Annotated in this window: 14 protein-coding genes; 4 read left to right on the top strand and 10 right to left on the bottom strand. The window is 73.7% G+C overall.

Annotated elements, in window-relative coordinates; all coding sequences use genetic code 11:
- Positions 1 to 1,321, bottom strand: a 1,321-nt coding sequence (locus tag C1I92_RS31955; protein WP_111258665.1) for a DHA2 family efflux MFS transporter permease subunit, incomplete at its 3' end; no start/stop codon positions are given.
- A gap of 75 nt (positions 1,322 to 1,396) precedes the next feature.
- On the opposite strand from C1I92_RS31955, the gene C1I92_RS31950 reads away from it, so the two are divergent.
- Entirely contained in the window at positions 1,397 to 1,975 is a 579-nt protein-coding gene (locus C1I92_RS31950; protein ID WP_111258664.1) for a TetR/AcrR family transcriptional regulator, read from the top strand.
- A 6-nt stretch (positions 1,976 to 1,981) separates the two neighbouring features.
- Here the strand turns inward: C1I92_RS31950 and C1I92_RS31945 are convergent, their stop codons facing one another.
- Positions 1,982 to 2,854, bottom strand: a complete 873-nt coding sequence (locus C1I92_RS31945; protein ID WP_111258663.1) for an LLM class F420-dependent oxidoreductase — start codon at positions 2,852 to 2,854, stop codon at positions 1,982 to 1,984.
- A gap of 114 nt (positions 2,855 to 2,968) precedes the next feature.
- On the opposite strand from C1I92_RS31945, the gene C1I92_RS31940 reads away from it, so the two are divergent.
- Positions 2,969 to 3,562 carry a TetR/AcrR family transcriptional regulator gene (locus tag C1I92_RS31940; protein ID WP_111258662.1) on the top strand — a complete coding sequence of 198 codons (594 nt, stop codon included), beginning with the start codon at positions 2,969 to 2,971 and terminating at the stop codon, positions 3,560 to 3,562.
- Here C1I92_RS31940 and C1I92_RS31935 read toward each other — a convergent pair whose 3' ends face one another.
- The 3 genes from C1I92_RS31935 to C1I92_RS31925 all read right to left on the bottom strand — a co-directional run bounded on the left by C1I92_RS31935 (position 3,563) and on the right by C1I92_RS31925 (position 5,112).
- The gene (locus C1I92_RS31935; RefSeq protein WP_111258668.1) at positions 3,563 to 3,955 is read right to left on the bottom strand and encodes an MmcQ/YjbR family DNA-binding protein; all 393 of its coding nucleotides are present in this window, start codon (positions 3,953 to 3,955) and stop codon (positions 3,563 to 3,565) included. It lies immediately after the preceding gene.
- A gap of 46 nt (positions 3,956 to 4,001) precedes the next feature.
- Complete coding sequence (locus C1I92_RS31930) at positions 4,002 to 4,478, bottom strand: group II truncated hemoglobin (protein WP_199521800.1); 477 nt, start codon at positions 4,476 to 4,478, stop codon at positions 4,002 to 4,004.
- A gap of 94 nt (positions 4,479 to 4,572) precedes the next feature.
- Positions 4,573 to 5,112, bottom strand: coding sequence for a putative glycolipid-binding domain-containing protein (locus C1I92_RS31925; protein WP_111258660.1), 540 nt, complete (start codon positions 5,110 to 5,112; stop codon positions 4,573 to 4,575).
- A gap of 52 nt (positions 5,113 to 5,164) precedes the next feature.
- Here C1I92_RS31925 and C1I92_RS31920 point away from each other — a divergent pair, with 52 nt between their 5' ends.
- On the top strand, positions 5,165 to 5,683 hold the full coding sequence (locus C1I92_RS31920; RefSeq protein ID WP_111258659.1) for a CGNR zinc finger domain-containing protein: 519 nt from the start codon (positions 5,165 to 5,167) through the stop codon (positions 5,681 to 5,683).
- Here the strand turns inward: C1I92_RS31920 and C1I92_RS31915 are convergent.
- From C1I92_RS31915 to C1I92_RS31900, 4 genes are read right to left on the bottom strand one after another with little or no spacing between them, the layout of a single operon-like run.
- Positions 5,659 to 6,378, bottom strand: a complete 720-nt coding sequence (locus tag C1I92_RS31915) for an SRPBCC family protein (protein ID WP_111258658.1) — start codon at positions 6,376 to 6,378, stop codon at positions 5,659 to 5,661. The two genes, C1I92_RS31920 and C1I92_RS31915, sit on opposite strands and share 25 nt — an antisense overlap.
- Positions 6,375 to 6,947: a winged helix-turn-helix domain-containing protein gene (locus tag C1I92_RS31910; RefSeq protein WP_111258657.1), complete on the bottom strand. Its 573-nt coding sequence runs from the start codon at positions 6,945 to 6,947 to the stop codon at positions 6,375 to 6,377. The genes C1I92_RS31915 and C1I92_RS31910 overlap by 4 nt, the downstream gene beginning before the upstream one ends.
- 31 nt (positions 6,948 to 6,978) lie before the next feature.
- Positions 6,979 to 8,928, bottom strand: coding sequence for a HelD family protein (locus tag C1I92_RS31905; protein WP_199521799.1), 1,950 nt, complete (start codon positions 8,926 to 8,928; stop codon positions 6,979 to 6,981).
- 23 nt (positions 8,929 to 8,951) lie between these two features.
- The gene (locus tag C1I92_RS31900; RefSeq protein WP_111258656.1) at positions 8,952 to 9,491 is read right to left on the bottom strand and encodes a hypothetical protein; all 540 of its coding nucleotides are present in this window, start codon (positions 9,489 to 9,491) and stop codon (positions 8,952 to 8,954) included.
- A gap of 33 nt (positions 9,492 to 9,524) precedes the next feature.
- On the opposite strand from C1I92_RS31900, the gene C1I92_RS31895 reads away from it, so the two are divergent.
- Positions 9,525 to 9,875: a YciI family protein gene (locus C1I92_RS31895; RefSeq protein WP_111258666.1), complete on the top strand. Its 351-nt coding sequence runs from the start codon at positions 9,525 to 9,527 to the stop codon at positions 9,873 to 9,875.
- Here C1I92_RS31895 and C1I92_RS35410 read toward each other — a convergent pair whose 3' ends face one another.
- Positions 9,876 to 10,001, bottom strand: a complete 126-nt coding sequence (locus tag C1I92_RS35410; protein WP_267896781.1) for an SDR family oxidoreductase — start codon at positions 9,999 to 10,001, stop codon at positions 9,876 to 9,878. It lies immediately after the preceding gene.
- Positions 10,002 to 10,011 lie beyond the last annotated feature (10 nt).

Raw genomic sequence — 10,011 nt, 5'->3', positions numbered from 1 at the left:
CCCCCGCCCCCACGAGCACCGCGACGACAGCGGCGTCGACGTAGCCCGACGGCGTCAGCTCGCCGCCGGCGCCGGTGAAGACCGCCGTCAGCACCGCGATGCCCAGAGCGACGCCGATCTCGCGGAGTGCCGAGTTGGTGCCGGACGCCTTCGCGTTGTCCTCGTCGCGGATCGTCGCCAGCACGGCGGTGGCGCTGGGCGCGATGACCAGGCCCATGCCGACGCCGGCGAGCACGAACGCCCCGGCCAGCCGCCCGTAGCCGACGGTCTCGGTCATGACGAGCGCGATCCAGGCCAGCGCCGCGGCGACGAACGTCAGCCCGGCGACGATCGGCAGCCGGGTCCCGATCCGCGGCACCGCGAGCCCGGCCAGCGGCGCGACCACCATCGGCGCCATCGTCCACGGCATCGTCAGCACACCGGCCTCCAGCGGGCTGTACCCCTGCACGACCTGCAGGAACTGGATGAGGATGAAGATCGCCCCGAACACCCCGAAGCTGAACAGCACGCCGACGGCGTTGGCGACGGAGAAGCTCCGGTCGCGGAACAGCCCGAGCGACAGCAGCGGGTCCGCCGTCCGCCGCTCCCACGCCACGAAGAGGCCGAGCAGCAGCAGGCCGCCGCCCAGCGTCGTCACGATCTGCGCGCTGCCCCAGCCGGCCGCCTCGGCCCGGACGATCCCGTAGACCAGCCCGACCAGCCCGGTGCTGGCCAGCGCGACGCCGACGAGGTCGATGCGGACCCGGCGGCCGAACGACTCCGGCAGCACCGTCAGCACCAGCGGCAGCGCCAGCAGGCCGATCGGCACGTTCAGCCAGAAGATCGCGTTCCAGGACAGGCCCTCGACGACGGCGCCGCCGACCAGGGGGCCGAGCGCGACGCCGAGCCCCGTCACGCCGCCCCAGACGCCGATGGCCACGGGCCGCAGCCGCGGCGCCACCGACGTCGACAGCAGGGTCAGCGACAGCGGCATCAGCGCCGCCGCCCCCGCGCCCTGGACCGCACGGGCGGCGATCAGCTGCCACGACTCCACGCTCAGCGCGCACAGCACCGACGCGACGGTGAACAGCGCCAGCCCGAGCGCGAACACCCGGCGCCGGCCGTACCGGTCACCGAGCGCGACGGCGACCAGGATCAGCCCGGAGAACGCCAGCGTGTAGGCGTTGACGAACCACTGCAGTTCCTCGATCGACGCCTCGAACTCCCGCTGCAGGACGGGCAACGCGCTGGTCACGATCAGGTTGTCCAGCGCCGCCATGAACATGGGCACCGACGCCGCCAGGATCAGCAGCCACGTCGGCCGGACTCGCACGCCGTTCATCCGCCGCGCCTCCTCGCATGGGTTGTTATTGGTTGATTACTTCGACAGTAGTAATCGACTGATAACATGTCAACCATGGAGACGAGACAGCGGCTCCCCGCAGCCGAGCGGCGCGAGTCGATCCTGGCCGCGGCGACCGTCGTGTTCGGCGAGCGCGGCTACGCGGGCGCCACCACCGACCAGATCGCCATCGCGGCCGGCATCAGCCAGGCCTACGTCGTGCGCACGTTCGGCAGCAAGGAGACCCTGTTCGTCGAGGTCGCCCGGCGGGCGGTCGGCCGCATCGAGGCCGCGTTCCGCGCCGCCATCGCCGCCGACGACGGCCGGCCGGTCGCCCAGCGGCTCGGCGCGGCCTACATCGACCTGGTGGCCGACCGCGGCATCCTGCTGTCACTGCTGCACCTCTTCAGCCTCGGCAGCGACACCGCGATCGGGCGGACCGGCCGCGAGGGCTTCCTCACCATCTATCGGCTGGTCCGTGACGAGGCCGGGCTCGCCCCCGACGAGGCCAGCCACTTCCTCGCCGAGGGCATGCTGATCAACACCGTGCTGGCCTTGCGGCTGCAGGACGCCGACGAACCCGACGCCGTCGAGCTCGTCACCCATGCCTGCGGCGGCGACCTGCGCAAGTTCCGCGAGCTCGCCGCCGACTGACGTCGTTCAGAGCTTCTCGACGATCGGGATCACGTCGGCGCCGATCCGCTCCAGCTCGTCCAGCCGCGGCACCGACGGCGCCGAGCCCACGGCGGCGTCGAAGCCCAGGTCGGCCAGCCGTCCGAGCCGGTCGATCAGCTGCTGGGTCCGCTCGCCGTTCGGGCCGACGTCGAGCACCTGGTAGACGGTCTTGGTGATCTCGTCGTAGTCGCGGCCGACGTCGTCGCAGTGCTGCCGCAGCACGTCGAGCTTGCGCGGCAGGTCCGGCGTGTCGAACAGGTTGCACAGGTCGGCGTACTGGGCGACCAGCCGCAGCGTCTTCTTCTCGCCACCGCCGCCGATCATGATCGGCGGGTGCGGCCGGCTCAGCGACTGCGGCGAGTTGAGCAGCCTCGTGGCCTGGGTGAAGCGGCCCTCGAACGGGCCCTCGTCGTCGGACCACATCTGCAGCAGGTAGCGCAGCGTCTCCTCCAGCCGCTCGAACCGCTCGGCGACAGGCGGGAACGCGAAGCCCAGCCCGCGGGACTCCTCCTCGTTCCAGCCGGCGCCGATGCCCATGATCGCGCGGCCGCCGGACAGCACGTCGAGCGTGGTCATGGCCTTGGCCAGCAGGCCGGGCTCGCGGTAGTGGACGCCGGTGACGAGGGTGAAGAGCTTGGCCCGCTCGGTGTGCGCGGCCAGGAAGCCCAGCGCGGTGTAGGCCTCGAGCATGTCGTTCTCGACCGGGCCGACCGCGCCGATCTGGAAGAAGTGGTCCATGACCGCGACATACTCGAAGCCGGCCTGGTCGGCGGTCCGGGCGACGGCGGCCAGCTCGGGGCCCAGCGCGGCAGGGCCGTTGGGCCAGGTGAAGTTGGGGATCTGCAGTCCGACCTTCATGATGGGGTGGTTTCCTTCGCGGGGAGACGGGGTTGACGAATAAGGTGGAGGGAACCCTCCACTTCACCATATGGAGGCTTGCCTCCGTTTGCAAGGGCTGCCGAGGAGGTGGACATGACGGACGAGGACGACGCGACGCCGGCCGACGGCGCGCCGGCCGACGCCTTCGCGCGCCGGCCGAAGCGGGCCGACGCCCGGCGCAACTACGAGAAGCTGCTCACCGCGGCTCGCGAGGCGTTCGCCGAGGCCGGCGTCTCGGCGTCGCTGGAGGACATCGCCCGCCGGGCCGGCGTCGGCATCGGGACGCTCTACCGCCACTTCCCCACCCGCCGCGACCTGTTCGAGAGCGTCTACGTCGACGAGGTCGAGGTGCTGTGCCGCGCCGCCGACGAGCTCGCCGGGCTGCCGCCATGGGAGGCGCTGGCCGGCTGGCTGCGTCGCTTCGTCAGCTACACGGCGACGAAGCGGGCCATCGCCGAGGCGCTGAACTACGACTCGCCCGTGTTCGCGACCGGCCGGCAGGCCATCGGCGCGGCCGGCGAGCCGTTGCTGCGCCGCGCCCAGGACGCCGGCGACGCCCGTCCGGACGCCTCCTTCGACGACGTGCTGCGGCTCGTCGGGGGCGTCACGATGTACCCGTTCGCCGACCCCGCCCAACTGGAGCGGGTGCTGACGATGGCGCTGGACGGGATCCGGATCCGGCCCTGATCAGCGCACGTCGTCGAGGTAGGCCTGCGCGACCTTCTTCGGCGCGCGGTCCAGCCAGGCCTCGACCACCAGCTCGGTCAGCTCCGGCTCGTCGATGCGCTCCAGCCGCACCAGCACCATCGGGTACCCGTCGAAGTGCGGCGTGGTGAAGAAGACGTCCGGATCGTCGGCGAGGATCGCCTCCTTGGCGCCGAGGTCGGGCACCCATGCCCCCAGGATCGGCCCGTCCGGCGCGGCGTCGCCGAGCGCCTTGTAGTCGGCCTTGCGCAACGGCCGCTCCCAGACGAACGTCTTGTCGCGCACCCGCCAGGTGCGCAGGCCCTCGCGCCCGGCCTGCTCACTCGTCTCCGGCAACGCCGTCGCGATCCGGCTGACGTCGTCCCAGCTGCACATGAATTCACGGTAGCCCCGCCGGTCACGGTTGGACAGCCGTGTGCGGTCACTCGGGCGCGGCCCCATCGGGCGGCTGCCACGGCGGGAGCGCCCACGTCCAGGACGGCATCGGCTCCGGCGGCCCGGGCCGCACGTCCGGCTGCGACAGCAACACGGCCATCCGGCTGCCCCACTCGACGTAGCCGGCGAACGCCGCACGGAACTCCGGATCGGCGGGCAGGCCGGCCTCGTCGGCCGCGTCCTGCAGCAGCTCGACCCAGCGCCGGCGCTGCCGCTCGGTGATCCCCTTGCCCAGGTGCTTGCCCACCATGTGGGCGTGCCCGCCGCGCTCGCGCGAGTACACCGGCGGCCCGCCGAACACCTCGCCGAGCCAGGCGGCCACGTGCCGCGGATGGTCCGGGTCCATGTCGCGGAACAGCTCGCTCAGCTCGGGATCGGCGCGGACGTGCGTGTAGAAGACGGTGAACAGCCGCTCGAGCGCCGCGGCGCCGCCGGCCCACTCGTACAACGTCGGAACGGTCACGCCACGAGTCCACCATCGAGGGCCGCAGCGGACAAGAACGTACCGTGTAGTGCGTGGAGGTGAGGCGGCCATGAGCCGTCGCTGGAGCGCACCGTCAGGCCAGCCGCCGCCAGAGGTCCGGATAGTCGGTGACCAGCCCGTCGCCGTCCACGGCCAGGTCGGCGGTGAAGTCGCCGGACTCGTAGCGGTAGACGTCGGCGGCCAGCCGCTCATAACGCTGCTCCGCCGCCTCGACCGTGAGGCCGCGGTCGACCTGCACGTAGACGATCCGCAGCTCGGCCGACTCCCCCACGGCCAGGCCCAGCCGGCGGATCGGCAGCGTGTTGGTGAACGGCGTCAGCGCGATGTCGACGTCGACGCAGCCGGCGAGGCCGGGCGGTTCGGCGCCGTCGTCGTCGAACCAGCGGCCGTCGGCGCGGCGGTCCAGGACCAGGCCGGGCTCGCCGTACGGCGCCAGCGTCAGCCGACGCACCGTCCAGTCCGGGCCGGCGTCGATCGTGTAGGCGAGCCGGGTGGGCCGGCCGTCCAGCGCGACGATCACCCCGTCGGCGCGGACCCCGTCGGCGTCAGTGCGCAGCACCAGGTGCTCGGTCGCCGGCCAGGCCAGCGCCGACCACATCAGCTCCCGTTCCATGAACCTCAGTCAACCGCGCTTCACACCCCGATGCAACCGGTAAACTGATTTGATGGTTAACGTCGCGCAGGAGGCGCCCGGCGCGCTGGAGGCCGTACGCGAGCTGCTGAACAGCTGGCTGATCCCCAACGACACGCGCCGGCCGGACGACCGCTTCGACCGCTGGGCCGCCGCGCACGCCGTCCCGCCCGCCGAGCATGCCGGGGTCCGATGGCTGCGCGACGACCTCCGCGCGGCCGTCGAGGGCACGGCCGGTACGGACGACGTCGTCAACGCGTGGATCGAGCGGACCGGCGTGCGGCCGCGGATCGGCGCCGGGGCGCTGGAGTTCCGGCACGACGGCGGCACTGCAGGCGACCTGCTGGTCACCGTCGTCACCGCCATCGGAGCCGGGACCTGGCGCCGGCTCAAGACCTGCCCGGACTGCCGCTGGGCGTTCTACGACCACACCCGCAACGGCGGCAAGCGCTGGTGCCTCATGACGGCGGGCGGGCCGGACGGCCGGTCCTGCGGCAGCATCGCGAAGGTCCGCGCGTACCGCGCCCGTCAGGCCTCGACCGGGGCCGGGTAGCGCTCACCCCACCACGCGGCCCACCGGTCGTTCAGCTCGGTGTACGCGGCGTCGTCGAGGCCGAACGTGCTGAGCACCGCCATCGCCGAGCCGGCCGGCTTCTCCGGCCCCGGCGGCACGGACGCGACCACGAGCAGCCCGGCGCCCCACGCGCCGACGGTCAGGCCGAGCTGGTTCGCCGAGCGGAACCACACCTCGCCACCGACGTCCTGGCCGGCCAGCGTCGCGCGGTAGGCCGATCCGGGCGGCAGCTCCGCGAGGTCGTCGAGGCCGAGGGCCGCGACCAGCGGCGATCCACCCGCCGCCGGACCGGCGAAGAACGCCGTGCGCCGCTCGACGTCCGGCTGCCGTTCCAGGTAGAAGCGCAGCTGGTGCAGGAACGTCGTCCAGCCCTCGGTGATGTCGTCGTAGTAGGCGTCCCACTCGGGGCTGACGCCGCGCGGCGCCCTGGTCAGCGTGATCCGGGCGCCGTCGCCGTCGGGCTCGACGACGATCCGGTCGCCCTCCTGGACGCCGAGCGTGCGCGCCTGCTCGTCCTCGGTGAAGCTCTGGAAGTAGATGAGGTCGATCTCGTCGTCGAGGCCGGGCGAGTCCCAGCCGTGCCAGTGCCGGATCCGGTCCTTCTCGCGCAGCGCCCGCCACACCTCCTCCACGGGTGCGGCGACGGTCACCTGGATGCGCGGTGTCTCGGTCATGATCGGTCTCCTCGTGGCGCCGGGTAGCCGCCGGCGACCAGCCGGTACGGGCGGCCGTCGCCGGTGTCGAACCGGTCGACGACGCGGCGGACCGCCTCGGTCAGCTCGTCGGTGAAGGCGTGGACGTCGCCGGGCTCGGCGAACCGGACCTCGGCCTCGATGGTGAACGTGAGCAGCCGCCGGCCGGACTCGTCGGCCCGGGACTGCATGCGGGCGACGTCGCGGACGGTGCCGGCCGCGACGCCGACCAGGTGCTCGGCGGCGTACTGGTCCTGGACCTGGGTGAGCTCGGCGGACATGACGGCGGGATCGACGACGACGGCGCCCGGCTTGGCCCGCAGGATCCGCTCGACGCAGCCGCGCCGCCGTCGCTCCTCGACCAGCTCGACCAGCCCGGCCGCCTCCAGCACGCGCAGGTGGTAGTTGACCCGCTGCCGCGGCAGCCCGAGCGCCGCCGCCAGCTGCGTGGCCGACGCCGGCTCGCGCAGCCTGGTCAGGAGCTCGCGCCGCGGCGGGGCCAGCGCGGCGCGCACCTCGCCCGGCTGATCGAGGTAGGTGATCGCGGCCATGCTCCCATCGTCGAATTGACAATCTGATTTGTCAATACGCGATCGTGCACAGACGCCTGGTGGCGCGGGTGAGCGCGACGTACAGGTCGCGTTCGCCGCTGGGGCGGGCCGCGACGATCTCCTCCGGTGCGACGATGACGACGGCGTCGAACTCCAGGCCGCGGGCCTCGGCGGCGGGGACGAGGCGCGCCCACCGGGTGATGCCGGCGGCGGTCAGCCCTTCGACCCGGCCGGCCGCGCAGATGACGGCGAGCAGGTCGCCCGGGTGCGCCGCGGCCTGCGCCCGGAGCTCGTGGGCCACCGTGGCGGCGAGTGCCTCCGGACGGGTGCTGCGGGTCCGCGGCGGATCGCCGTGGCGGATCGACCGGATCGGCGCCTGACCGGGCGCGATCCGCGCGAGCAGGTCGTGCGTGCTGGCCAGGATCTCCTGAGTCGTGCGGTAGCCGACGGTCAACGTGTGCAGGGCGAACCGGTCGCCGAGGTGCGGGCCGAGCGCCTGCGGCCAGTCGCTCGCCGTCGTCGCCGGGCCGGCCTGGGCGAAGTCGCCCACCAGCGTCATCGACCGGGCCGGGCACCGGCGCACCACCATCCGCCACTGCATGGCGGTCAGCTCCTGCGCCTCGTCGACCACGACGTGCCCGAACGTGCGCTCCGGCGGCCCGTCCACCAGCTCGGCCGCCTCGTCCAGCAGCGGCAGGTCGGCGTCGGTCCATTGCGTGCCGGGCGCACGCGCCAGCAGGGACCGGACGACCGCGTCGGGCGTGAGCCGCGGCCACAGGGACTCCAACCTGCGGTCCACGTGGGCGTCGTCCATGAGGCTCGCCCGGACGGCGTCCGCGTCGAACACCTCGGCCGGGTCCGCGGCCGGCGCGTCGTCGAAGCCGAGGGCGCGCAGGTCGGCCGCGGCCGCGGCGTCGAGGTCCAGGCCCGTGCTCGCCGCGGTCTCGGCATCGATGCGCTCCAGGGTCTCGGCCGCGCTTCGCTCCAGCGCGTCCGTCATGGCGTCGACCAGGTGCTCCTTGAACACCTCCCGGGCCCGGTTGTGCGCGAGGCCGCTCGCCCACGCGGCCGCCCGTGCCGTCGCGACGTCCGCGTCGCCGCCGGGCGCCTGCCGGGACCGGACCAGGTCCGCCAGCGCCGCGGCCTGCGCGAGGCTCCCCTTGCGCCGCGCGACGTCGAACGGCTCGTCCGCCGCGGGCGCCAGGCCGGCCAGCTCCGCGCACGTCGACAGCACCACGTCGTTCTCCCCCAGCGAGGGCAGCACCCGGGAGACGTAGTCGAGGAACCGCGCGTTCGGCCCGAGCACCAGCACACCGTCCGCGGCGGCGTCCGGGAAGGCGTACAGAACGTAGGCGGCCCGGTGCAGCGCGACGACGGTCTTGCCCGTGCCGGGGCCGCCCTGCACCACCGTCACCCCGCGATGCGGCGACCGGACGATCGCGTCCTGCTCGGCCTGCAGCGTCGCCACCGCCGCCCGCATCCGCCCGGTGCGCCGCGCCGCCAGCGCCTCCGCCAGCGGTCCGTCGCCGACGACGTCGTCGGCCGCGGGCGCGGAGCCGTCCAGCAGCTCGTCGCTCACCGCGCGGACCACCCGGCCCTCGACGCGCAGGTGCCGGCGCCGGCGAAGCCCCATCGGCTCGACGGCGGTCGCCGCGTAGAACGGCCGCGCCGCCTCTGCACGCCAGTCGACCAGCAACGGCAGCTCCTGGCTCTCGACCCGCAGGCCGAGCCGCCCGATGTGCAGGACGGCGCCGTCCGCGCGATCGATCCGGCCGAACACCAGCCCCTGCTCGGCGCCCTCCAGCCGGCGGATCCGGCGCGTCAGACGGTCCGCGGCGACGTCGCGCGCGTACGCCTCGCCGGCGCCGCCGGCCGGCGACCTCAGTACGTCCGCCAGCTCGGCTCGCGCCTGCGCCAACCGCTCGTCGAGCACCTCGAACATGGCATTCACGTGCGCCTGCTCGACCTGGATCTGCGGCACCGGCAGCCCTTCGCCCGCCGGGATCAGCCGGCGAGGACGGCGCGGTCGGGCACGACCCGGCCGAGCCCGCGCAGCCACTCGTCCGGCGGGTCGGGCCACCAGCGGCCGGAGCGCAACGTGCCGATCACCTCGCGGACGGCTCCGACGTCGGCCGCGGACGGCACGACCCGGTTCGGCGAGACGCCCGCGAGCACCCCGAACCACCAGTGCCGGCGGGTCTGCGGCAGCGCCTCCGGGTCGAGCACGACGTAGTAGTCCGGCAGCGCGATCGTCTCGGCGCGCAGCGTGTGCAGCGCCGCCTCGACCGCGACCTCCAGCGTCCCGGCCGGCGCGACGCCGTCGAAGAAGCCGGTCCAGGCCGCGCCGACGTCGGCCAGCGGGTCGAGATCGTGCACGACGTAGGCGGCGTGCGACTGGGCGACGGCCGCGCGGACCCGCCGCTCGGCATCGTCGCCGGGAGCCCGCGAGACGGCACGGACGTTCGCCAGGCCGTCGAGCCCGGCGACCATCCGGCCCGCCGCGTCGCCGACGATCGCCACCACCGTGCTGTTCGGCCGCACCACAAGAGAAACCCTATGCTGCGGACGGTGAAGTACATGATGCTCATCTACGGGACCGAAGAGACCTGGCAGCGCGTCTACGACGGCGACAAGGTCGGCGACGACCACCTGCGCCGGCACCGCGAGCTGACCGAGCGGCTGGTCGCGTCCGGCGAGTACGTCTCGTCGTCCGGGCTCACCGTCGAGGCGGCCCGGACGGTGCGGGTGCGCGACGGCGTGCCGGCGGTCACCGACGGGCCGTTCGGCGAGGCCAAGGAGGTGCTGGCCGGCTACTACCTGGTCGACTGCGCCAGCATGGAACGCGCGACGGAGATCGCGGCGCAGATCCCCGAGGCCGCGTACGACCTCGTCGAGGTGCGCCAGGTGCTCGACCCCGCGGACATGTGACTACGCCGGCGCCTCCGGGTCGAGGCCGAGCGCCGCGCGCCCACCGTCGACCGGCACCGTCGCGCCCGTGACGAACGAGGCGTCGGCGGAGAGCAGGTGCGCCACGACCGCCGCGACCTCGTCCACCCGCCCGACC

This window comes from Jiangella anatolica (assembly GCF_003236295.1).
GTDB classification, from domain to species: Bacteria; Actinomycetota; Actinomycetes; order Jiangellales; family Jiangellaceae; genus Jiangella; species Jiangella anatolica.
This window is presented reverse-complemented; position numbering and strand designations above follow the sequence as displayed.

Coding starts and splice junctions, on each gene's coding strand:
- C1I92_RS31950 (WP_111258664.1), top strand. CDS start 1,397: ATGGAGACGAGACAGCGGCTCCCCGCAGCCGAGCGGCGCGAGTCGATC.
- C1I92_RS31945 (WP_111258663.1), bottom strand. CDS start 2,854: ATGAAGGTCGGACTGCAGATCCCCAACTTCACCTGGCCCAACGGCCCT.
- C1I92_RS31940 (WP_111258662.1), top strand. CDS start 2,969: ATGACGGACGAGGACGACGCGACGCCGGCCGACGGCGCGCCGGCCGAC.
- C1I92_RS31935 (WP_111258668.1), bottom strand. CDS start 3,955: ATGTGCAGCTGGGACGACGTCAGCCGGATCGCGACGGCGTTGCCGGAG.
- C1I92_RS31925 (WP_111258660.1), bottom strand. CDS start 5,112: ATGGAACGGGAGCTGATGTGGTCGGCGCTGGCCTGGCCGGCGACCGAG.
- C1I92_RS31920 (WP_111258659.1), top strand. CDS start 5,165: ATGGTTAACGTCGCGCAGGAGGCGCCCGGCGCGCTGGAGGCCGTACGC.
- C1I92_RS31915 (WP_111258658.1), bottom strand. CDS start 6,378: ATGACCGAGACACCGCGCATCCAGGTGACCGTCGCCGCACCCGTGGAG.
- C1I92_RS31910 (WP_111258657.1), bottom strand. CDS start 6,947: ATGGCCGCGATCACCTACCTCGATCAGCCGGGCGAGGTGCGCGCCGCG.
- C1I92_RS31895 (WP_111258666.1), top strand. CDS start 9,525: ATGATGCTCATCTACGGGACCGAAGAGACCTGGCAGCGCGTCTACGAC.